Source organism: Alteriqipengyuania triglochinis (assembly GCF_054655655.1).
In genome coordinates, this window is the sequence record NZ_BAAHNC010000002.1 from 492,938 (window position 1) to 513,556 (window position 20,619).

Annotated in this window: 21 protein-coding genes; 8 read left to right on the forward strand and 13 right to left on the reverse strand. The window is 67.2% G+C overall.

Going from position 1 to position 20,619, the window contains the following annotated elements; all coding sequences use genetic code 11:
* The first annotated feature begins 48 nt into the window (after positions 1 to 48).
* Positions 49 to 615: a pyridoxamine 5'-phosphate oxidase family protein gene (locus ACYQ0L_RS08140; RefSeq protein WP_459788550.1), complete on the forward strand. Its 567-nt coding sequence runs from the start codon at positions 49 to 51 to the stop codon at positions 613 to 615.
* A 27-nt stretch (positions 616 to 642) separates the two neighbouring features.
* Here the strand turns inward: ACYQ0L_RS08140 and ACYQ0L_RS08145 are convergent, their stop codons facing one another.
* From ACYQ0L_RS08145 to ACYQ0L_RS08160, 4 genes are read right to left on the reverse strand one after another with little or no spacing between them, the layout of a single operon-like run.
* A complete protein-coding gene (locus ACYQ0L_RS08145; protein WP_459788551.1) occupies positions 643 to 2,235 on the reverse strand; it encodes a GMC family oxidoreductase in 1,593 nt (530 codons plus the stop codon).
* Between the two features lie 23 nt (positions 2,236 to 2,258).
* Positions 2,259 to 3,215, reverse strand: coding sequence for a sterol desaturase family protein (locus ACYQ0L_RS08150; RefSeq protein WP_459788552.1), 957 nt, complete (start codon positions 3,213 to 3,215; stop codon positions 2,259 to 2,261).
* On the reverse strand, positions 3,208 to 3,621 hold the full coding sequence (locus ACYQ0L_RS08155; RefSeq protein WP_459788553.1) for a hypothetical protein: 414 nt from the start codon (positions 3,619 to 3,621) through the stop codon (positions 3,208 to 3,210). The genes ACYQ0L_RS08150 and ACYQ0L_RS08155 overlap by 8 nt, the downstream gene beginning before the upstream one ends.
* 3 nt (positions 3,622 to 3,624) lie before the next feature.
* Complete coding sequence (locus ACYQ0L_RS08160; RefSeq protein ID WP_459788554.1) at positions 3,625 to 4,437, reverse strand: TerC family protein; 813 nt, start codon at positions 4,435 to 4,437, stop codon at positions 3,625 to 3,627.
* Between the two features lie 249 nt (positions 4,438 to 4,686).
* Between ACYQ0L_RS08160 and ACYQ0L_RS08165 the strand changes: the two genes are divergently transcribed.
* From ACYQ0L_RS08165 to ACYQ0L_RS08195, 7 genes are all read left to right on the forward strand, one after another.
* Positions 4,687 to 5,511 carry a cold-shock protein gene (locus ACYQ0L_RS08165; RefSeq protein WP_459788555.1) on the forward strand — a complete coding sequence of 275 codons (825 nt, stop codon included), beginning with the start codon at positions 4,687 to 4,689 and terminating at the stop codon, positions 5,509 to 5,511.
* 127 nt (positions 5,512 to 5,638) lie between these two features.
* Entirely contained in the window at positions 5,639 to 6,832 is a 1,194-nt protein-coding gene (locus ACYQ0L_RS08170; protein ID WP_459788556.1) for an aspartate aminotransferase family protein, read from the forward strand.
* On the forward strand, positions 6,832 to 7,761 hold the full coding sequence (argF, locus tag ACYQ0L_RS08175) for an ornithine carbamoyltransferase (protein WP_459788557.1): 930 nt from the start codon (positions 6,832 to 6,834) through the stop codon (positions 7,759 to 7,761). Before ACYQ0L_RS08170 ends, argF begins: the two co-directional genes overlap by 1 nt.
* 62 nt (positions 7,762 to 7,823) lie before the next feature.
* On the forward strand, positions 7,824 to 8,753 hold the full coding sequence (gene hslO, locus ACYQ0L_RS08180) for an Hsp33 family molecular chaperone HslO (protein ID WP_459788558.1): 930 nt from the start codon (positions 7,824 to 7,826) through the stop codon (positions 8,751 to 8,753).
* Between the two features lie 87 nt (positions 8,754 to 8,840).
* Positions 8,841 to 9,248, forward strand: a complete 408-nt coding sequence (locus tag ACYQ0L_RS08185) for a hypothetical protein (protein WP_459788559.1) — start codon at positions 8,841 to 8,843, stop codon at positions 9,246 to 9,248.
* Between the two features lie 55 nt (positions 9,249 to 9,303).
* Positions 9,304 to 10,002 (forward strand): 7-cyano-7-deazaguanine synthase QueC, encoded by a 699-nt coding sequence (gene queC / locus ACYQ0L_RS08190; RefSeq protein ID WP_459788560.1) that lies wholly within the window; start codon positions 9,304 to 9,306, stop codon positions 10,000 to 10,002.
* Positions 10,003 to 10,015: 13 nt separating this feature from the next.
* Complete coding sequence (locus ACYQ0L_RS08195; protein ID WP_459788561.1) at positions 10,016 to 11,662, forward strand: spinster family MFS transporter; 1,647 nt, start codon at positions 10,016 to 10,018, stop codon at positions 11,660 to 11,662.
* Between the two features lie 32 nt (positions 11,663 to 11,694).
* Here ACYQ0L_RS08195 and ACYQ0L_RS08200 read toward each other — a convergent pair whose 3' ends face one another.
* From ACYQ0L_RS08200 to ACYQ0L_RS08240, 9 genes are all read right to left on the reverse strand, one after another.
* On the reverse strand, positions 11,695 to 12,243 hold the full coding sequence (locus ACYQ0L_RS08200) for a superoxide dismutase family protein (protein WP_459788562.1): 549 nt from the start codon (positions 12,241 to 12,243) through the stop codon (positions 11,695 to 11,697).
* 90 nt (positions 12,244 to 12,333) lie between these two features.
* Positions 12,334 to 13,455, reverse strand: coding sequence for an OmpA family protein (locus tag ACYQ0L_RS08205; RefSeq protein ID WP_459788563.1), 1,122 nt, complete (start codon positions 13,453 to 13,455; stop codon positions 12,334 to 12,336).
* A gap of 223 nt (positions 13,456 to 13,678) precedes the next feature.
* Complete coding sequence (locus ACYQ0L_RS08210) at positions 13,679 to 14,131, reverse strand: DUF2793 domain-containing protein (protein ID WP_459788564.1); 453 nt, start codon at positions 14,129 to 14,131, stop codon at positions 13,679 to 13,681.
* Complete coding sequence (locus ACYQ0L_RS08215; RefSeq protein WP_459788565.1) at positions 14,131 to 16,302, reverse strand: GTA baseplate fiber-binding domain-containing protein; 2,172 nt, start codon at positions 16,300 to 16,302, stop codon at positions 14,131 to 14,133. Before ACYQ0L_RS08215 ends, ACYQ0L_RS08210 begins: the two co-directional genes overlap by 1 nt.
* Complete coding sequence (locus ACYQ0L_RS08220) at positions 16,290 to 16,730, reverse strand: NlpC/P60 family protein (RefSeq protein WP_459788566.1); 441 nt, start codon at positions 16,728 to 16,730, stop codon at positions 16,290 to 16,292. The genes ACYQ0L_RS08215 and ACYQ0L_RS08220 overlap by 13 nt, the downstream gene beginning before the upstream one ends.
* Positions 16,730 to 17,533, reverse strand: coding sequence for a DUF2163 domain-containing protein (locus tag ACYQ0L_RS08225; protein ID WP_459788567.1), 804 nt, complete (start codon positions 17,531 to 17,533; stop codon positions 16,730 to 16,732). The genes ACYQ0L_RS08220 and ACYQ0L_RS08225 overlap by 1 nt, the downstream gene beginning before the upstream one ends.
* Entirely contained in the window at positions 17,530 to 19,851 is a 2,322-nt protein-coding gene (locus ACYQ0L_RS08230; protein WP_459788568.1) for a DUF2460 domain-containing protein, read from the reverse strand. Before ACYQ0L_RS08230 ends, ACYQ0L_RS08225 begins: the two co-directional genes overlap by 4 nt.
* Complete coding sequence (locus ACYQ0L_RS08235; RefSeq protein ID WP_459788570.1) at positions 19,851 to 20,429, reverse strand: tail tape measure protein; 579 nt, start codon at positions 20,427 to 20,429, stop codon at positions 19,851 to 19,853. Before ACYQ0L_RS08235 ends, ACYQ0L_RS08230 begins: the two co-directional genes overlap by 1 nt.
* A complete protein-coding gene (locus tag ACYQ0L_RS08240; RefSeq protein WP_459788571.1) occupies positions 20,410 to 20,613 on the reverse strand; it encodes a phage tail assembly chaperone in 204 nt (67 codons plus the stop codon). Before ACYQ0L_RS08240 ends, ACYQ0L_RS08235 begins: the two co-directional genes overlap by 20 nt.
* Positions 20,614 to 20,619 lie beyond the last annotated feature (6 nt).

Below are 20,619 nucleotides of genomic sequence, written 5' to 3' on the forward strand. Positions count from 1 at the left end.
GCCTTCGCAGGGGTGACGGATGGTTGGGGGCGAGGTAATTCTCTCGAGATGGCCGACTTCTTCGACACGCTCACCGACAAGCACATCGCGATGATCGCGAAGCAGCCGGTGTTTTTCGTCGCCACCGCTGCGGCAGACACTCGGATCAATCTCAGCCCCAAGGGCTACGACGCCTTCCGCGTGCTTGCACCGGACAAGGTCGCCTATCTCGATGTCGCCGGATCGGGCAACGAGACCCACGCGCATCTCGCCGCCGATGGCCGCATCACGCTGATGTTCTGCAATTTCGAACAGCCAGCGCTGATCCTGCGAATCTATGGCCAGGGCCGTCCGGTGCTGCCGCAGGATGCCGGGTGGGCCGATCTGGCCGAGCATTTCACGCTGCTTCCCGGCACGCGCCAGATCTTCGTGATCGACGTCGAGAGCGTGCAGACTTCGTGCGGCTGGGGCGTGCCCTTCATGGCCTACGAGGCGGAGCGGCCGACGCTGAAGAAGGCGCACGCGCAGTCCGACCCGGCCCAGTGGGAGGCCAAGGTCGCCGAACGCACCCGAAGCATCGACGGGCTGCCGGTGCGGCCGACCGATCGCTACATCGGTGGCGCTCCGGCCGAATAGGCGCGCTCGCCCCGCCAGCCGCGGGGCTTAAGCCGCCTTTTCCGCCTCGATCAGGAAGTCGGCGCACCGCTCCCCGATCATGATCGAGGGGGCATTGGTGTTGCCTGACACGATCTTCGGCATGACCGAGGCATCGGCGATCCAGAGGCCTTCGATGCCGCGCGCCTTCAGCTTCGGGTCGACCACCGCATCGTCGTCCGATCCCATCCGGCAGGTGCCGACCGGGTGATAGACCGTGTCCGCGCGCTGGCGGATCAGCGCGTCGAGCGCGGCATCGTCGTTGAGGTCCACCGGGTGCCTGTCGGTCAGGCCGTAGCCTGCCAACGGCATGACATCGGCGATCCGGTGCGAGAGGCGCACGCCTTCGCGCAGGGTAGCGATGTCGCGATCATCGTCGAGGAAGTTGGGATCGATCGCGGGTGCGGCGGCGGCATCGGGGCTGGCGAGCCGCACCGTGCCCCGGCTTTCGGGCCGCAGGACGCAGGCATGGAGCGAAACGCCGTGCCCGCTGACCTTCTCGCGCCCGTGATCCTCCAGCATGGCGGGCACGAAGTGGAACTGCACGTCGGGTGCGGGGGCGTCGGGCATCACAGTCCAGAATCCACCTGATTCGGCATAGGGCGTGGTCATCGCGCCGGTCCGCTTGCGGCGATGCTCGATAATCGCGCGCGCCATGCGCAAGGTCCCTTCGGCGCTGTTGCCGATCGGCACGCGGCTCTCGCTCTCCCAGCTCGAAACGTAGTCGATATGGTCCTGAAGGTTGCTGCCGACCGCCGGCCGGTCGACCGTTACCGGAATATCGAGCGCGCGCAGGTGCCTGCCCGGGCCGATGCCCGACAGCATCAGGATCTGGGGGGAGTTGAACGCCCCTGCGGAAAGGACGACGCCGCGCCGGGCGTAGATCGTCTCGCGATGGCGGCCCCGGCGGATCGCGACCCCGGTCACCCGGCCGCTTTCGATCACCAGTTTTTCGACCTGGCTATGGGTGCGGATGTCGAGATTGGACTGGTGCCGGATCGGCTCGACAAATGCGCGCGAGGATGACCAGCGCTCGCCCTTGCGCTGGGTGACCTGGAAGATGCCGAAGCCGGCCTGCTTCTCGCCGTTGAAATCGTCCCGCTCGGGAAACTGGAGCGCGGCGGCGCTTTTCACGAAGGCGCGGCTCGCTTCGTTGGGCCAGTGCTGGTCGGACACGAAAAGCGGGCCGCCCGCGCCGTGGTACTCGCTCTCCCCATGCTCGTTCGCTTCGGTCTTCCTGAACCACGGGAGCACGTCGTCGTAGCTCCAGCCATCGCAGCCCTTCGCGGCCCAGTTGTCGTAATCCCACGCATTGCCGCGGATATAGACCATCGCATTGATCGCCGAGGATCCGCCCAGCCCCTTGCCCCGCGGCTGGTGGCCGATGCGCCCGTTCAGTCCTTTCTGGGGGACCGTTTCGTAAAGATAATTGGGCCCCTTGCCGAGGAACGGCATCATCCCCGGCGTCCTGATACGGAAATTATTGTTGCGGCCTCCCGCCTCCACGAGACACACGCTGCGCGACCCGTCGACCGCAAGCCGCCCGGTGACCGCACAGCCCGCGCTGCCGCCACCGATGACGATATAGTCGTATTGGTTCATGTTTTTCTCTCCCGAGCGAGAGGTTACGCGGCGCGGCGTGGCCCCGCAATCGGCTTTTCCGTGGCCGTTGGCGGATCGTCGCCAAGCAGCTGCTGCGCCTGCCCCGCCTCCCAGCGCGCGCGGATCATGTCGGAGGTTTCGCGGCTGCCGTCGTGGCTCCAGCCGGGTTCGCGCAGCAGGTAGGACAGCTTGTGCTTCCAGGGCGCGCGGAAGATGTCGGACAGCATGCCGACCCATTCGTGGAACACCGCCCACAGCAGGTTGAAGCTGCCGAGCTGTTTCACGATGCCGTAGCGGATCGGCTCTTCCTCGCGTGGGCGTTCCGGCTCGAAGGTGCCGAACAGCCGGTCCCACACGATGAACACGCCAGCATAGTTGCGGTCGAGATAGCGCGGGTTGGTCGCGTGATGCACACGGTGGTGGCTGGGCGTGTTCATCACCGCCTCGAACCAGCGCGGCATCCGGTCGATCGCCTCGGTGTGGATCCAGAACTGGTAGATCAGGTTGAACCCGCCGCAGATCGCGATCATCGCCGGGTGGAAGCCCAGCAACACCAGCGGCAGCGCGAACACGAAGCCCAGCGTGAAGGCGCCGGTCCAGGTCTGCCGCAGCGCGGTGGAGAGGTTGTAGTGCTGGCTGGAATGGTGGTTCACATGGCTCGCCCAGAACCACCGGCTGCGGTGGCCGAAGCGGTGGACCCAGTAATATTTGAGATCGTCGAGCACGAAGCACACCGGCCAGGCCCACCATGCCCAGCCGATGGTAAACAGCCGCACCTCGCAGGCGGCGAGGAACAGTGCCAGCGCGAAGCCGCCCAGCAGCAGCCCGGCGACCGTACTGCCGAGCCCGAAGGCGAGGCTGACCAGCGTGTCCTTCGCTTCGTAGGAATGCGGCGCCCGGAAGCGCGCCCAGACCATCTCGATCAGCACCAGCGCGACAAAGGCGGGGATCGCAAAGGGGACGGGGTCGAAGTCAGGCATCGCCGGGCGAGCCTAGCGCCTCGATGCGCGACTCCCAAGTGCGGGCCGCCTGCCCGAGCGCGAGGGTGACCTCGCCGAAGCGGCGCTCGGTGGTGGCCACGACGAGCAGGTCGCCTTCGGCCCGTGCGCGTGCACCCGGTTGCAGCACGCGGGCCGCGAAATGCGCGCCATGGCGGCGCAGGACCATGATCCGCCCTTGCGCATCGGCGAGGATCGCGCCGCTGGCGTCCCGGCTGCGGGCCGCCTCGGCCGGGGTGAAGCCGCTGTCCGCCTCGCGGGCGAGGCGCATGGCATGGTCTTCATCGGCAATTTCGGGCGCGCCGCCCAGCTTCAGCGCCCGGGCGATTCCGGCCAGCACCAGAATCGCGACGAGCGAACCGAGCAGCTGGAGCAGCGCCGGGTCCATCGATCAGTGCGAGTTCGCCTTGCCCGCGCGGCGGCTGTTCCTGCGCCACATGTTGAGCATCTCGACCGCGACCGAGAAGCCCATCGCGGCGTAGATATAGCCCTTGGGCACGTGGAAGCCGAAGCCGTCGGCGATCAGGACCAGCCCGATCATGACGAGGAATGCCAGTGCCAGCATCACCAGCGTCGGGTTGTTCTCGATGAAGCGGGCGAGCGGATCGGCCGCGACCATCATCACGCCCACCGTGATGACCACAGCGGTGATCATGATCGGCAGTTCGTCGGTCATCCCTACTGCGGTCAGGATCGAATCGATCGAGAACACCATGTCGAGCGCGATGATCTGCGCGATCGCCGCGCCGAAGGTGATTTCGGCCACCTTCTTGGTCTTGTCGAACATGTCGTCGCTCTCGTCCGGCTCGACATTGTGGTGGATTTCCTTGGTCGCCTTCCACAGCAGGAACAGCCCGCCCGCCAGCAGGATCAGGTCGCGGCCCGAGAACGCGGTTTCGAACGAGGGCACGCCGTGTTCGGTCATCGGGCCGACCAGGCCGAGGTCGAACAGCGGGGTCTGGAGGGTCACCAGCCAGCCGATCAGGAACAGCAGGGCGATTCGCATCACCAGCGCGAGCGCCAGTCCGATTCTGCGGGCACGGCCCTGCTGGTTTTCGGGCAGCTTGTTGGAAATGATCGCAATGAAGATGAGGTTGTCGATCCCCAGGATCACTTCGAGAGCGATCAGGGTGATCAGCGCGGCCCATGCGGCCGGATCGGTCAATAAAGCAAGGATATCCACGGGGTCGAGCAATGCCCGCATCCGCAAAGGGGTGCAAGTAGGCCGGCCGTCACCCGTTCGAAATTGTCATAATCTTGCTGAATCATGGGTTCATTGCGATTTGGTTCGCGCTGGAACGTGTTCTGCGGTAAGGGTTGCAATAGCTTGGCGGGGGAATTGCGACTTCGACGTCGCCCGTTGGCCTTGCTAAAAGTGCTGGTGGGTGACCGTTCGCACCGACCGGGATGTCGATTTGAGGACGGATGGAAGTAGCAGGGTTTTTGGCGAGTTATGGGTTACGATAAAGGACGTCGGCGCGGGCGCGACAAGCGGGACAACATCGGCGAAGACGGTTTCGAACCGTTCCCCGGCGGTGATTTCGGCGGCGGATTCCAGGATCGCGGCGGTTTCGACGATCGCGGCGGTGGCGGCGGATACCAGGATCGCGGCGGTTTCAACGACCGCGGCGGGTTCCAGGATCGCGGCGGACCGGGCGGCGGTGGCCGTGGCGGCTTCGGCGGCGGTGGCCCGCGTGGCGGCGGCGGCGGCGGCGGCGGTGGTGGTGGTGGCGGTTTCAACCGCATGCCCGCTCAGGTCGTCGGCACCGGCAAGGGCCAGGTGAAGTTCTTCAACGGCCAGAAAGGCTTCGGCTTCATCCAGCAGGAAGGCGGCGGGGACGATGTGTTCGTGCACATCAGTGCCGTCGAACGTGCCGGGCTGGAAGGCCTTGCCGAAGGGCAGGAGCTCGAATTCAATCTGGTCGATCGCGGCGGGAAGATTTCCGCGCAGGATCTGCAGATCGTCGGCGATGTCATCCCCGTGACGGGCGGCGGCGCTGCCGCCCCGCGTGACGGTGGTGCAGGCGGTGCCGCTGGCGCGCCGCGGCGCGAGCTGACCGGCGAAAAGGCGACCGGCACGGTCAAGTTCTTCAACTCGATGAAGGGCTTCGGCTTCCTCGTGCGGGACGACGGCCAGCCCGATGCCTTCGTGCATATCAGCGCGGTGGAACGTTCGGGCCTGTCGCAGATCAACGAGGGCGAACGTTTCGAGTTCGATCTCGAAGTCGACCGACGAGGCAAGTATTCGGCGGTCAACCTCGTTCCCGTGCAGGAATGATGCCTTGGCCCCGGCGGGTTTGACCCGCGCGGGGCGAGGCAATAGATCGCCGACTAGGATTTCAGATGGCGGTTCCCTCACGGGGCCGCCATTTGTCGTTTACCCGTTCGAATTTTCTGGAGTTGTTATGTCGATCCCCGCGCTGATGCCCGTCTACCCCCGTTGCGATGTGCGCCCCGTGAAGGGCGATCACTGCCATCTGATCGATGAGGACGGGACGCGCTACCTCGACTTTGCCAGCGGCATTGCGGTCAACCTGCTCGGCCACAGCCACGAAGGGCTGATCGGCGCGATCCAGAAACAGGCCGAAACGCTGATGCACGTCTCCAACCTCTATGGCAGCCCGCATCAGGAAAAGCTGGCGCAGACGCTGGTCGACAACACTTTTGCCGACACCGTGTTCTTTACCAATTCGGGCGCCGAGGCGGTCGAATGCGCGATCAAGACCGCGCGCGCCTTCCACCAGCACGAGGATGGCGACCAGGGCCGGACCGAACTGATCACCTTCACCAGCGCCTTCCACGGCCGCACGATGGCCACCATCAGCGCCTCGAACCAGGCGAAGATGCACCAGGGCTTCCGCCCGCTGCTCGAAGGGTTCGCCTATTGCGAGTTCGACGATCTGGAAGCGGCGCGCAAGATGATCGGCCCCAAGACCGCAGGCTTCCTGGTCGAGCCGATCCAGGGCGAGGGCGGCATCCGCCCCGCCAGCCAGGAATTCATGCAGGGCCTGCGCGATCTGGCGGACGAACACGGCCTGATGCTGGTGCTGGACGAGGTGCAGTGCGGCATGGCGCGCACCGGCAAGCTCTATGCCCACGAACTCTATGGCATCAAGCCGGACATCGTCGCGACCGCCAAGGGCATCGGCGGCGGCTTCCCGCTGGGGGCCTGCATGGCGACCGAGCACGCCGCGCGCGGGATGACCTTCGGCACGCATGGTTCGACCTATGGCGGCAACCCGCTCGCGATGGCGGCTGGCCAGGCGGTGATGGACGTGGTCGCCAACGAAGAGTTTCTCGCTGGCGTGCGCGACAAGGGCGCGCGGCTGAAGGCGCGGCTCGAACAGTTCATCGGCAACTATCCCGAGCTGTTCGACCATGTGCGCGGCGAGGGCCTGATGCTGGGGATCAAGATGAAGGTCGAAAGCCGGCCCTTCTTCCAGCATCTGCGCGACCATCACCAGCTGCTGACTGTAGCCGCAGGCGACAACACGCTGCGCGTGCTGCCGCCGCTGGTCATCGGCGATGCCGAAATGGACGAGTTCTTCGACAAGCTGTCGGCAGGTGCAGCGGACTATCAGGTGCCGGACGCCAGCTGATGGGCACGCGGCATTTCCTCGACCTGTCCGACGCTGGCGGAGATGCGCTGGCGGCGATGATCAACGATGCGCAGGATCGCAAGACCGCACGCGCGGGCTGGCCCAAGGCGCGGCCCGATGCGGATGCACCGCTGAAGGATCACGTGCTCGCGATGGTGTTCGAGAAGAACTCCACCCGCACGCGCGTCAGCTTCGATATCGCGATGCGCCAGCTCGGCGGCAGCGTGGTGGTGCTCGACTCGGGCACCTCGCAGCTGGGCCGGGGCGAGAGCGTGGCCGACACCGCGCGCGTGCTGAGCCGGATGGCCGACGCGATCATGGTCCGGACCGACGATCACGCCAAGATCGAGGAAATGGCCCGCCATGCGAGCGTGCCGATCGTCAACGGGCTGACCGATCGGTCGCATCCCTGCCAGATCGTCGCCGACCTGCTGACCATCGTCGAAAGCGGCAAGGCGCTTCCCGGTCTCGAGGTCGCGTGGCTGGGCGATGGCAACAATGTGCTGCACTCGATCCTCGAGGCCGCAGGGCTGATGAAGTTCAACGTGCGCATCGGCGTGCCTCAGGGCTACGAGCCCGACGCCGAATTCGTCGAAATGGCCCGCGCTGGCGGTGCACGGGTGACGCTGACCAACGATGCCGCCGACGCAGCGCGCGGGGCCGATGTGATCGTCACCGATACGTGGGTGTCGATGGGGCAGGACCATGCGGATGCGAAGCTGGCGGCGATGGCGCCGTTCCAGGTCGATGCCGGGCTGATGGCCAAGGCCGATCCGCAGGCTCGCTTCCTCCACTGCCTGCCCGCGCATATCGGCGAAGAGGTGACGCAGGAGGTGTTCGAAGGTCCGCAATCGCTGGTCTTCGAGGAGGCGGAAAACCGCATCCATGCGCAGAAATCGGTCCTGCTATGGGCCTTCGGAAAGCTCTGACGTCTGGACCTAAAATCGCGTCAGGGGTTGGGCGTACGCGCGCAGCCCCCATATAGCGCGCCGTGAACGACACTGCGAAACAGACCGCGCTCTCCGACAGCGCCACCTACGCCGATCGCCTGCTGGGCGCATCGATCCCCGCGCGCGATACGCGCCTGCGCCTTGTCCGGCTGGACGAGACGCTGGCCGAGATTCTCGCGGCGCACGATTACCCGCCCGCGATCCGTCACCTGCTGTCCGAGGCGCTGGTGATCGCCGCGCTGATGGGCGGCCTGATCGACGAGGACGCCGGTGGGCAAGGGGGCCAGATGACGATGCAGGCCCAGACCAAGGCCGGCGTCGTCAAGCTGCTGGTGTGCGACTACCGCCAGGGTGCGGTGCGCGGCTACGTCGATTTCGACGGCGAAGGGCTCGCCGCGCTCGGCGCCAATCCCTCGCTCTCCGCGCTGTTCGGCGAAGGCTATCTGGCGATCACCTTCGACGTGCCCGAGCGGGGCGGACGCTATCAGGGGATCGTGCCGCTCGAGGGCGACAGCCTGGCCGAGGCGTGCGAGCAGTATTTCATGCAGTCCGAGCAGGTGCCCACGCTGGTGCGCGTCGCGGTGCGGACCGAAGGCGAGCGGACGATCGCCGCCGGCCTGCTCGCCCAGCACCTGCCCGATGGCGAAGTGGGCCGCGAACGCTTGCACGTCCGCCAGTCGCATCCGGAGTGGGAGCATGTCGAAGTGATGGCCTCCTCGATCCGCTACGAGGAGCTGCTGGACGAAGACATCTCGCTCGAAGCGCTCGTTTGGCGTCTGTTCCACGAAGAAGACGAAGTGCGCGTCTTTCCCGGCGCGAAGCTCGCCCGCGGATGCCGCTGCAGCGTCGAACACTACGAATCGGTGATCGGTCGATTCCCCGAAGAAGAGAAAGCCGCGATGCGCGACGAAAACGGGGACATTCTGGTCGATTGTGCGTTCTGTTCGCGAGTTTTCACGATTGTAACGTGATGCGTTCAGGTTGGGTGGTGTGTTGATCCTATAAGACAGGATGACAATTCGCCTTTTTGAGATAATGCAGACGGAAGGAAACGGGCCATGCGCCACCGGACGATGAAAGCTGTCGCCGGGCTTGCTCTGGGCACAGGTGCGGTGCTGGCAGCCCCCCTGGCTGCAGGCACGGCAACGACCGCGCTATTCGGGCAGCTGAATCTGGGCGCCTGGGAAATCCGCGAGCGTGGCAGCGACACGACCCGGCGGATCTGCGTCCGTTCGGAGCGCGATCTGGTGCAGTTGCGCCACCGGGGCCAGTCCTGTCGCCGGATCGTGATCGAGGACGGGGCAACGATGGCGACCGTGCAGTACAGCTGCAATGGCTCCGGCTACGGCCGCACGCGCATCCGCAAGGAAAGCGCGAACCTGGTGCAACTTCAGAGCGACGGGATCGAAGGCGGCGCGCCGTTCTCGCTTGAGGCGGAGGCCCGCCGGGTGGGAAGCTGCAGCTGAGCGATCTGCCCTGTCAGTCTTGCGGTCCTGCGGCATGAAGCGCTAGCGCGGACCTATGGCAGCCGAACAACGAGACGATATCGCCGCAGTCCTGCTTTCCGGCGGACTGGACTCCATGGTGGCCGCGGGGCTTGCGAAAGAGGCGGGCCGCGAGGTCCATGCGCTCACCATCGACTACGGCCAGCGGCATCGCCGCGAGATTGAGGCGTCGCGCGCGATCGCGCGCACACTCGATCTGGCGAGCCATTCGGAGATCGCCCTGGACCTGCGCAAGTTCGGCGGATCGGCACTGACCGCGGATATCGACGTGCCCAAGGACGGCGTCGGCGACGACATACCGGTCACCTATGTGCCGGCGCGCAATCTCGTATTTCTCTCGCTCACGGTCGCCTATGCCGAGAGTATCGGCGCAGGCCGGATCGTGATCGGCGTGAATGCGCTGGACTATTCCGGCTATCCCGACTGTCGGCCCGAATTTATTGCTTCATTTGCCGAAACGGCGAGGCTGGGGACCAAGGCGGGGCTGGAGGACGGCTTTGCGGTCGACACCCCGCTGCAATTCATGACCAAGGCCGATATCGCGCGCGAATGCCACAGGCTCGGTCTCGATCCGGGATTGAGCTGGTCCTGCTACGATCCGACCGAGGACGGGCTGGCATGCGGGGCATGCGATTCCTGCCGCTTGCGCCGAAAAGGCTTTGCCGAAGCAGGCCTAATCGATACCACTCGCTACCCAGAGGATAAGCCTGAATAGACGGAGTGAGGGATTGAGCATCGCAGTAAGAGACGAGCAATCGCAGAATTCGGCGGTCGATCCCAATGCCAAGGTTCCAGCCTATAGCTGGTACGCGCTGAGCGTGCTGGTGCTGATCTACGTGCTCAATTTCGTCGACCGGCAAATTCTTTCGATCCTCGCCAACGACATCAAGGCCGATCTGGGCGTCGACGACGCCTTCCTCGGCTTCTTGTACGGCACGGCTTTCGCGATCTTCTACGCGCTGTTCGGCATCCCGCTCGGCAAGCTGGCCGATAGCTGGCACCGGATCCGGCTCATGACCATCGGGCTCGCGTTGTGGTCTGCGATGACCACATTGTCGGGATTTGCGAAGAACGCAGCGATGCTCTCGGGTGCGCGGGTCGGCGTGGGCATCGGCGAAGCGACCGCCAGCCCGGCGGCCTATTCGCTGATTTCCGACTGGTTTCCCGCGCGCCTGCGCGCCACCGCGCTCGCGATCTATTCGTCCGGCCTGTATGTGGGCGGCGGCATTTCGCTGGTGATTGGCGGGCTGATCGTCGAGAACTGGAATGCGGCCTATCCCGATGGCGGGCCGCTCGGCCTCGCCGGCTGGCAGGCGGCCTTCGTGGCGGTGGGCCTGCCGGGGCTGCTGCTGGCCGTCTGGGTCTTCACCCTCAAGGAGCCCGTCCGCGGCCTGATTGATGGCATGCCGACCGAGCGGGTCGAAAAGCCGTTTCGCGGGTTTGTGGAGGAACTGCTCCAGATCATTCCGCCCTTCACATTCGTGGGTGCCGCGCGCCGGAGCATGTCTGCGCTTGCCTTCAATGTCGCCGGCTTCCTGGGCTTCTTTTTCACCGGGTGGTTGCTGACCAGCCTGCTGCAGACCGGGCAGGGCTTCATCATGGGGGCGATCGCATCGGGCGTCCCGTTCCTCGATTTCGCCATTTCGGATCAGTGGTTCCTGCTCGCGGTCGGCTATTACGCGATCTTCAGCTGGGCGAGCGCATTGCGCTCGCGCGATGCGCAGACCTTCGCGCTCACCTGGGGATCGCCCGCATTCCTGTGCACGATCCTGGGCTATGGGGTGGTCGCCTTCATCTCCTACGCGACGTCCTACTGGGGCGCGCCGTACGGGGAGCGCGTGTTCGAGATTTCCAAGAGCGAACTCGGCCTGTTGCTGGGTGCACCCGCTGCCGTGACCGGCTTCCTCGGTGTGGTGCTGGGCGGGCGTGTGGCGGACTGGCTGTTCACCAAGCTGCCCGGCGGGCGTCTCTACGTGGTCCTTTTCGGCCTCCTCGCGCCGGTGCCCGTGGTCTGGGTGATGTTCACCACCGAGAGCAAGGCAATCTTCCTCATCTTCGCCGCGATCGCGCAGCTCTTCGCCTCGAGCGCGCTGGGGGCGGCCGCGGCGACCAGCCAGTCGCTGGTGCTGCCGCGGATGCGCGGCGTGGCGACGGCGACCTTCTTCCTCGCGACGACGCTGGTGGGCCTCGCCCTCGGGCCGTATCTTGCCGGACTGATTTCGGCCAAGGCGGAAGAGAACCTGTCGCTCGGTATGCTCAGCCTGCTGTGGGCGGCCCCGATCGGCGTCGTGCTGCTACTGTTCGCGCTGAAGCTGGTGCCGGCGGCGCAGGAAAAGGTGCTGGCAATGGGCAAGGCGGAGCCCACCAGCACCTGATCCTTTCCGTCAGGTCGGCAAAGCGCCGCGGGTCAGGTGCGGGTGAGAACCCCGCACCGCTCGCGCGAGCCGGCATTGCCCGAAGGATCGGTGCGGCCGTCGTCCGCATCGGCGTGGATGACCACCGCCGTGCCGTCGGCATCGAAAATCTGCTCCAGAACATAGCTCGGCGATCCGCCGACCGGGACCTGTGCGCTCGCGGTGCCATTGGCCCGTGCGGTCAGGTTGGGCAGGTCGCCGAGATGGTTGCCGTCATTGTCGAGCAGACCATGCCCCTCGCCCGAGGGATTGAGGTGGCCGCCGGCCGACTTGAAGTCGGGCAGCGTGCAGGTCCCGGTGGTGTGCAGGTGGAAGCCATGCTGGCCCGGGCTCAGCCCTTCGGCCGTGACGGACAGCTCTACCCGGTCGCCCACCGCGAGAAGGCGCGCCTCGCCACGCGGGGCACCCGAAGTGTCGAGCAGCGTGGCCGTGGCCAGCGTCTCCGTCCCGGCGGGAGGCGTGGTGGCGCAGGCTGCGAGCGACAGCGAGGCTGCAACGGCGAGCGAGAGTTTCGCGAAGGTGTGTGCGGCGGGGGTGGTCATGGGCTTTTTCTCCTTGATCTACCCGCCCAACGAAAAAGGGGCCGGATTGCTCCGGCCCCTTCTCGTGTTTCGTAGCGGAAGTCCGCTCGATTACATGCCCGAACCCGGACCGTACGTGATTTCCACGCGACGGTTCTGCAGCTCGCGGACACCGTCGGCGGTCGGAACACGGGGGTTCGCTTCACCGAAGGCTTCGCTGCTGATGCGGGCGTCGGGGATACCGCGGCCGGTCATGTACTGACGGACCGAAGCGTTACGACGCGACGCGAGGCCGAGGTTGTACTGCACGGTACCCGAACGGTCGGTGTAACCGGCGAGCATCACCGAGGCGTTGCCGCAGTTCTGGTAAGCCGAGATCGCGTTGTTCAGAACCGAGGCTGCTTCGGGCGTGATGTCCGAACGATCCCAGTTGAAGAACACGATGTACGGACCCGTGTTGCACTCCACTGCCGGCGGCGGAGGCGGCGGCGGGGGCGGAGGCGGGGGCGGAGGCGGCGGCGGGGGCGGCGGAGGCGGCGGCGGAGCTGCCGGCTCACCGAAGTTGTAGGTCAGCGTGCCCATCAGCGAGTGCGAACGGAAGTCGCCTTCGACCGCATCACCATAGGCGTCGACCATGTCGATGTTGTCGTGGTTGAAGAAGCGATACTTCACACCGGCGTCGATGCGATCGGAAAGCGGCGCGCGAATGCCAGCCAGGATCTGCCAGGCAAAGCCAGTGTCCGAATCGTCGAGACCATAGGGCGCGCCGAGCGAGACACCCGTGCTGACCTTGGTGCGAGCCACGCCGACACCACCGCCAACGAATGCCTGCAGGCCGTCGTCAGAACCGAAATCGGCAAGTCCGTTGACCATGAAGCTCAGCGAATTCGCGTCGCCCTTGGCGGGGTAGGTTGCTGCATTAGGAGCAAGGCCCGTGGCCGGGATCGGGAAGCCTTGGCTGCCGACGATCAGGTCGCTGATGTCTGCCTGACGGTAGCTGCCTTCAGCTTCAAGGCGAACCGGACCGAAATCGTACCCGACGAGGCCACCGAAGTCGAACCCGGTATCCATGTCGGCAGTCAGGTCATCCTCGACGCCGTTCACTGCGAAGTCGACGTCTTCGACCAGCATCACACCGCCTTCGACCTGCACGTAGAACGAATCGTCCCGTGCGAGTGCCGGCGTTGCGAGCATCGTCGAAGCCATCGCCATTCCGATGACGATATTGCGCATTACTCAAAATCCCCTTTTGTAATGATTGGGAGCCACCAGGAGGCCCCCACTTAACTTTTCCCCAGGTCCGAGGCAAGCAGACAGGCCATCAATCAAGCAAAGCGATGGTACTGTTGCACGATTGCCTCAGAGGTGGTTTCAAGCGTCTGATGGAAGCCGGGCTGCAACCCTGTTCCTCCCGCCGCAACAACGGCGCGGACGTGTGCCGGTTCCCGAAGAAAGATCACACTCCAATTCCGATCACGCGCAACCCCTCGATAAGCGCGGCAATGGCATTTCGCGCTTGGCTGTCGACTGTCGTTCCGCCCGCAGGCACAGGCGGCAGCGCCAGGGCCTGCCAGCCGTCGATCCAGTGGCGGTATTGGTCGGTCGACAGATCGAAGACGGTCATGCCGGTGCGGGGCCTGGCAAACATCCAGGTGCCCGCCGAAAAGAAGGCAAGTTCGCCCTTGTGGCCCGCCCAGTCGCCCTGACCGTCCGCGCCGACGATCCAGCATGACCCTTGCGCAGGGGAGCCGGGCGGGGTGGCGACTTCGCCCTCGACAAGCGGTGCGATCAGCGCATCGATCCGCGCCAGTGCTTCGTTGATCGTCGCTTCCTTCTGCGCCTGCGCGGCAAACAGAAAGGGCAGATCGAGGCGCGGGGAACGGGCGGTAAATTCGAGGGGGTCGCTCATCAGAATATCTCCGAAAGGATCGGCAGGGGAAGGTGGCTCGGCAGCGAGAGGGCATGGCTGCCCGCCTGGCGCACCCAGAGGCTGGCGGCGGGGTGCGCCCGCCGCAGCGCAGCCCATTCCGACACCGGCAGGCCGAAGCGGGGGGCGATAATGTCCCACTGTGCGAAAGGCGCGTCGACCGGACCGAACCCGACGCGATAGGCCTCGCGCTCCTCGACCAGCGGCACATCGAGCCCGTCTGCCCAGCGCCATGCGCCACGCGCCCGGCGGATCCAGTGCCACTCGGGGTCGCCCGAGGCGGTCCGCCTCACGCCCGGGTGGACGGGGGCGAGCGGCCGGGTGCCAGTGCCTGCGCCGAGCACCTCGGCATAGGTGGGCGCGGCGTTGCCGAGACCGCTCAAGGCTGCGATCTCGGGAAAGGCGACTTCGCCCAGCGCCAGCAAGCGGTCGTCGAGCAGCACTGCATTGGTGCCCGCCGCATGGCCGGCGGCGGCGATGTGCTCCGTACCGCCGCGCCCGCGCAGCAGCCCGGTCAGCCGCCAGTCCGTGCCGCCGAGTGGCTCGGCCTTGAGAAACTGGACGATCTCCTCGCCGAGCAGCAGCCTGTTCGCACCGTCGAGCAGGGCGCGCATGTCGATCGATTGCAACCGGTCGCGGGCGGAGGAAAGGGCGATGTCGAGGGTGGCCCCCGGCTCGAACAACAGAGCAGCTGACGGCCCGAGCGGAAGGCGGCTGTGGCCCTGAACCGCGCTGCCATCTGCGGATAGCCCGAGCGGGACGAGCGCATCGCCCTCTACGCCCGAGAGCGCGACGCCGCCGCGCCCTCCGGCCATGCTCACTGCCGCATAGCGTCGCGCGACATTGCTCGCGCCCGTCCCGTCCCACGGCAGTTCGAAATAGCGCAGCACGAGATCGCCGGGCAGCACGTCTTCGGGAGGGAGCGAGCCGCCGGGGTCCGCCGTCGGCATGCCCGATGCGGCCTGCACCACACGCTGCAGGACGAGATCGACCCCGTCGGCGTGCCATTCCGAACGCATCACGCGCCAGACCCGCGCATCGCCGTCCCGCAACACGCAGCGGCCGGGCGCGGCATCGCCCATCGGTTCGGCAATGCGGTAGGAAAGCGTTTCGTGCGCGCGCAGCGCGGCGCGCCTCACGTGGTCGATGCGGGCCTGCGCCATCGGCGCGGCGAACATGCCGGCGAACTCGATCACCTCGCTATCTGCACTCGCAGCGCCGGACGCGCGCTGGAGCGACGGCTGGAAATCACGCGCCGGATCGTAATAGCGCAGCGCACCCGGCAGCCTCGCGTCGCTCGCATCGCGATTCACGATCGGCTCGGCCCGGTCCTCGCCGTCCGCACGCCCCGAGATGGGGGCGGACAAATGGCCGGACGGGATCGAGGCGTGGGGCGTGAGCGCCACGCGCCCTTCGACCGTGGTGGCCGAAAAGGGAAAGATGCGGCCGATTTCTTCGAGCAGCGCCGTGCGTGGCCCGCCGCCATCCGCATAGCCGCCAAGCCCGGTCAGCGTCACGCTCGATCCCGGCGCGAGGTCCGCTTCCGGCAGAAGGTCCACGATATCGAGCGCGCCATCGGGTGCCACGACCTCGAAGCTGAGCGCGGGGATACGATTGCCGAAGCTTGCGAGCTCCAGGTCTTCGAAGACGACATAAGCGAGCCCGCGAAAGGCGCAGGCAAGGCCGCCCTTGTCCGCCGCGATCAGCGGATCGACCGGCGCGTCGCCAAGCCCAGGGGAGAGCCGCATCGCACCGCCGACCTTGAGGTCGCCTGCCGCGCCGCGCAGCAGCGCGCCATCGGCCCAGATCCGTCCGACCGAGGCGACCGGGCGGCTCGACAGGGCGACCGCGAAGGAGATCGAATAGCTATAGGTGGTCGTCGAGGGCTTGCCCTTGCCGCCGCTGGTCGTGCTGCTTTCGACGAGGTCGGTTGCCCACACGATGGTGCCGGGAAGCCGCATGGTCCCGAAGACGCGCGGCACCGGCAGCCCGTAGCTGGAGGTGGTCACCGCGAGTTCGGTCAGGCGCGGGCCCTCGCGCGATGGCCGGGGGATGATCGCACTATCGATCGCGCGGCCCAGCAGCGTGCCGATCGCGCCGCCGACGGGTCCGCCGACAGCCGTGCCGACGGTGGACAGGATCAGCGTGGCCATTGGTGTTCTCCATCGCAGTGCGGATCGGGGCCGAGCCGCCAATGCGAGAGCACGGCCCAGCTATCGGGCAGGGGGGACAGGACGACCCGGCCCAGCCCGGCATGGGCATGGACGATATCGCCCCCGCCGACCGCGACTGCGGCATGGACCTGCGCGGGGGCCGGCCGCAGGATCAGGATGTCTCCCGCAGTCCGGGCGCCGCGTGCCTCGCACAGACCGGCGGCACGCAGGGCGTCCGCTGGAAGCGCTAGGCGTCGACGGTGCGGGCGATAGTCTGCAGGAAGCGCGATCCCCGCGCCGACCGCATCGAGACAGGCGAGGACCAGGCCGATGCAGTCGAGGCCGTGGGCCGGATCGCGCCCCTGCAAGCGGAAAGGCGTGCCGACCAGATCGCTCGCCGTGCTGGCAAGCGCGGCTGTGCGGTCCATCAGCTGCGCGAGGGGTAGCGGGCGACGAGATCATTGCCCGGAAGGAAGGGTTCGCCGCGAAAGTTCAGCGCATTGTCGAACCGCGCGCTGCAGGTCGCGATCGTTCGGTCGCACCCCTCGCGCAGCTCCGCCCGCGTCCCGGGGCCGACACCCTCTGCCAGCGGGCCGTCCAGCACCAGCATCCCGCTTTCTCCGGCGACGATGCCTTGGCGCAGCCCGGCGGCCGGGCCATCGAGCCAGCGCAGCTCGCCGAAAACGAAGGGCGCCGGCGCAAGCTCGCCGAAAGACACCGCATCGGCTGCCCGGTCGAGGACGAGGACGCTGGCCTCGTGCGTGAACCGGGGCGGGGAAAGGTTGCAACCGGGCCCGCAGAATCGCGCACGGCACGCGGGACTGGTCCGGGGCACGGGGTCGAAGTCGAGCGCGGCCTTGGGAGAGCGCAGCTGGGCCGAGAATCCGTCGCTCACCTGCTCGGTCTGCCCGATCGTGCCGCCGAACAGCGTCTGCGCCTCGCCGGTCTGCCAGTCGATCCGCCCCATGCTGACGCTGGCCCCGTCGAACCGGCCTGCGGCGAGGTCCGCCGCAGAAATCGCGGCATGGGTCAGCACGCCTTCCATCTGCGCGTCGTCGCCCTCGATCGCGGCCGTCTGGCGCAACGCACCCGGGCGGATGCCGGGGGCTGCCTGCAGCACCAGCCCGTCGAGCGCGAGATTGCGATCATGGCTTGTGAAGCCGAGCGTAACGCCGTCGCGCCGCTCGATCCGCCAGAAGAAGGCGCGCGTGGCGAGCATGTCGCCGCTCATATCGCCTCCTTGATCTCGATCAGCGGGACGCTGGGGGCCTGCCCGGCCGCGAAGCCCGCCGCGCTGATCGCCAGCCGGTCCTCGGCAAAGCGCACGGGCACGTCGAACAGGAAGCCCGCGCGCACCTCTGCGCCTTGCGCCGGGGCCGTATCGAGCACGATCTCGCCCAGCGGGTCGAGCGTGAAGGCGGCGGTCTCCTGCCCACCTACGGAGACGCGCACGCTTCCTGCACGCGGGCGGGTGATCCGCCGCACTTGCGGTTCGGGGCCTTCGCCATAGCGTTTGACGAGTGGGAAGCGGGAGGCTTCGCCATCGCCCAGCCCGAGCAGTTGATCATTCGCGGAAGGCGCCTGCGCGCTGCCGGCGGATGAATGGTCGAACGGATCGGTCAGGCGAAAACCGCGGGCCGGGCCGTGGCGGGCGCGGAAAAATGCCGCGAGCGTCGCCAGCTCGCTTTCGGAGCGGATGCCGGGACCGACGTCGAAGCGCAGCCGCGCATCCGCCCATTGCGCAGTGCGCCGTTCGTGGCCCGAGGTGGTGACCAGGATCGCGGTCGAGAATTCGGGGCTCGCGCTGGCATCGGTACCGAGGGCGAGCGGGTAGGGCACGTCGTCGAAGGCTTGCATCTCGGTCTCCTGCGGCGGCGCGAGCCGCGTGTATCCATCGCGTGCGATCTGGGGCAGCGCCCAGACGAAGCGCTGGCCCACCCCGCGCGCCCGCGCTTCGTCGAGGGCTCCGTCGATCCGTGGCCAGAACGCCGGCGCGTCCTCGTTCGAAAGGACGAACCCGGCGAGGTAGTCCTGCCGATCGCGCGGGTAGCCGAGCCGTGCGTCGACCGCGGCATAGGCGGCGCGGCGCTTCGCGGCGGCGCCGGCCGTCAGCCAGTCGTAATCCTCCACCTGCAGCCGGTCGAAGGCGGGAAAGGACCAGCCGACCGGCATGTTGGCGCGCCTGAGTTCCGGCATGCGCGGATCGAACACGGTCGGGGTGAAGACCAGCAGGAGCAGTTCGGCCGGACCGTCCGCCGCATTGCGCACCGCCTGCGCCAGCGCGGCGGTCGAAGCGGCCAGCAGCGTGCCGATCCAGTCGAGAAAATCGAGATGGTTGCGGTAGAGCGGCAGCCTCATGTCCGGGATGTGCGGCGCGAAGGGCCGGGCGTTGGCCTTGATCCAGTCGTCGTAGAAGCACGGGGTGCCGTCGGGCATTACCCACCACCACGGTTCGCCGATCTGGAAGCGGACCGGCAGGCCCGCCGCCTCGACGAGCGCGACGAAACCCCGCGCGACCGCCTGCAGCCACGCCATGGCCGCATCGCTGGTGGGGCGCAGCAGGGTCGAGGGCGGGTCCCACCCGGTCAGCGCCTGGCGGCCGTAATAGCTGCGCTGGTACCAGCCTGCCGGGCAATGTTCGGCGAGCAGTTCGTAGGACAGCGAGACGACCGGTTCGAACCCCGCCTGCGCCAGTTCCGCGAACCAGCTGGCGTGCCATGCGCGCGCCGGTTGGCAGAGCGTTCCGGCGGCGTCGGCGAGCAGGCGGCCCTCGCCCGGCACCAGCCGGAAGAAATGGCTCATCCCGACATAATGCACCACCCGCCCGCGATAGCCGAGATGGCGCACCTGCCGCGCGAGGCGTGCGGGCGTCTGGTTGAAGGCATCGTCGTAGGCGGTGGCGATCTGCTCGCCATGTTCGGGCAGCATGCACTCGCCGATCGCGAGCATGGCATGCGCGCCGTCGCAGGCGATCTCGCTCAGTTCGACCCAGCCGTTCGTGCGTTCGGGCAACAGGTCGTTGCTGTCCGGCACATATCCGGGCGGAACGAGCGAGACGAACATGCGCTCGATGGCGGAGGGATGGACCGCCTCACCCGGCAGGGCAAAGCCGCTTTCAAGTTGGGAGAACGGGAGAACGACCCGCGCGTCCTGGGGCGTGCCTTCGGCATAGTTCCACAGCCGAACATACCATGTGCGCTCGGCGCCCGAGGAATCGCGTCCCTCGATCGTGAGCGTGGGGCCGTGCGCTGCATCGAGCGGAATTACGCCCCCGCTGCGCCAGCGGAAGCTCAGCACGGTGTGGGCGTAGTCGCGGCATGTTTCGTAGCCGTGGAGCGGATGGTCGAGCCTGTCCTCGCTCTCCCAGATGAGCCCTGCCAGCGCGCCGGCATGGTGAAATTCGCACTCCACCCGCAGCGCATCGGGGGCGGTCGTGACCACGCTCGCCATCATCGGGCGTGGGAAATTGACCGTCCAGAAGCGCGGATCGAAGCGCTGGATGAAGTCGTGCTCCTGGCCGTTCCGGCGCGACGCGAGCCAGTAGGCCATCACGACATCTCCATGGCACGGCGCACCGCCGCGGCGATCTGGCGGCTGGATCGTTCGAGCGCGACCGGCGCTGCGGTCCCTGCGGGCGCCGCGAGGGTGATCGACACGTCGACGCGCCGCGCGCCATGGTCCCCGGCGAACGGCAGGATGCGCCCGTCGCCGGGGGGGACGAAGAGTTCGGGGCCGCGCTCTCCGACAAGGTAGCCGCGCTGCGCGCTCACCGTGCCGCCACTCGCGCGGCCCGGCAGGCCGAGCGCACTGCCGATCAGCGTGCCGACGATCCCGCCCAGTGGGCTGTTCGAGCCGAACACTTCGCCGAGCCCGAGCTTCAGCGCTTCCGCCGCGATCCGGTCGATCGCCTTGCTCGCCGCGGCCTGCAAGTCCTCGAACCCCAGGCTGCCCTTGCGGATCGCGGACAGCAGACCGCGTTCGAGCACGTCGCCCGCGCGGGCGAAGCCGGCGACGAGGTCTCCATCGAGGTCGCGGCGCATCCGCGCCATGTCTTCGGCAAAGCCCTGCGTGTCGGCGCGTACCCCGATCAGGAGGTCGTCGATGCCATCAGTTCCCGGATCGGTCATTGCTCTCGCGCTCCATCATCGTGTCGAGTTTGTCGCGGGTCATGCCTTCGGCGCGGGGCGTGACCGGGCCGAGCGCAGCCGCGAGTTCTGCCGGCGTGGCGCGCCAGAATGCGTCCGGCGGCCAGCCGAGCGCCTGCGCGGCGAGAGCGGCGAGCGGGGGGATACCCTGCCGGAAGTCGTCCATCGGAAT

What these genes read in the sequence shown, in the direction of transcription:
- ACYQ0L_RS08140 (WP_459788550.1), top strand. Translation starts at nt 49, where the DNA reads ATGGCCGACTTCTTCGACACGCTCACCGACAAGCACATCGCGATGATC.
- ACYQ0L_RS08145 (WP_459788551.1), bottom strand. Translation starts at nt 2,235, where the DNA reads ATGAACCAATACGACTATATCGTCATCGGTGGCGGCAGCGCGGGCTGT.
- ACYQ0L_RS08150 (WP_459788552.1), bottom strand. Translation starts at nt 3,215, where the DNA reads ATGCCTGACTTCGACCCCGTCCCCTTTGCGATCCCCGCCTTTGTCGCG.
- ACYQ0L_RS08155 (WP_459788553.1), bottom strand. Translation starts at nt 3,621, where the DNA reads ATGGACCCGGCGCTGCTCCAGCTGCTCGGTTCGCTCGTCGCGATTCTG.
- ACYQ0L_RS08160 (WP_459788554.1), bottom strand. Translation starts at nt 4,437, where the DNA reads ATGCGGGCATTGCTCGACCCCGTGGATATCCTTGCTTTATTGACCGAT.
- ACYQ0L_RS08165 (WP_459788555.1), top strand. Translation starts at nt 4,687, where the DNA reads ATGGGTTACGATAAAGGACGTCGGCGCGGGCGCGACAAGCGGGACAAC.
- ACYQ0L_RS08170 (WP_459788556.1), top strand. Translation starts at nt 5,639, where the DNA reads ATGTCGATCCCCGCGCTGATGCCCGTCTACCCCCGTTGCGATGTGCGC.
- argF (WP_459788557.1), top strand. Translation starts at nt 6,832, where the DNA reads ATGGGCACGCGGCATTTCCTCGACCTGTCCGACGCTGGCGGAGATGCG.
- ACYQ0L_RS08185 (WP_459788559.1), top strand. Translation starts at nt 8,841, where the DNA reads ATGCGCCACCGGACGATGAAAGCTGTCGCCGGGCTTGCTCTGGGCACA.
- queC (WP_459788560.1), top strand. Translation starts at nt 9,304, where the DNA reads ATGGCAGCCGAACAACGAGACGATATCGCCGCAGTCCTGCTTTCCGGC.
- ACYQ0L_RS08200 (WP_459788562.1), bottom strand. Translation starts at nt 12,243, where the DNA reads ATGACCACCCCCGCCGCACACACCTTCGCGAAACTCTCGCTCGCCGTT.
- ACYQ0L_RS08205 (WP_459788563.1), bottom strand. Translation starts at nt 13,455, where the DNA reads ATGCGCAATATCGTCATCGGAATGGCGATGGCTTCGACGATGCTCGCA.
- ACYQ0L_RS08210 (WP_459788564.1), bottom strand. Translation starts at nt 14,131, where the DNA reads ATGAGCGACCCCCTCGAATTTACCGCCCGTTCCCCGCGCCTCGATCTG.
- ACYQ0L_RS08215 (WP_459788565.1), bottom strand. Translation starts at nt 16,302, where the DNA reads ATGGCCACGCTGATCCTGTCCACCGTCGGCACGGCTGTCGGCGGACCC.
- ACYQ0L_RS08220 (WP_459788566.1), bottom strand. Translation starts at nt 16,730, where the DNA reads ATGGACCGCACAGCCGCGCTTGCCAGCACGGCGAGCGATCTGGTCGGC.
- ACYQ0L_RS08225 (WP_459788567.1), bottom strand. Translation starts at nt 17,533, where the DNA reads ATGAGCGGCGACATGCTCGCCACGCGCGCCTTCTTCTGGCGGATCGAG.
- ACYQ0L_RS08230 (WP_459788568.1), bottom strand. Translation starts at nt 19,851, where the DNA reads ATGGCCTACTGGCTCGCGTCGCGCCGGAACGGCCAGGAGCACGACTTC.
- ACYQ0L_RS08235 (WP_459788570.1), bottom strand. Translation starts at nt 20,429, where the DNA reads ATGACCGATCCGGGAACTGATGGCATCGACGACCTCCTGATCGGGGTA.
- ACYQ0L_RS08240 (WP_459788571.1), bottom strand. Translation starts at nt 20,613, where the DNA reads ATGGACGACTTCCGGCAGGGTATCCCCCCGCTCGCCGCTCTCGCCGCG.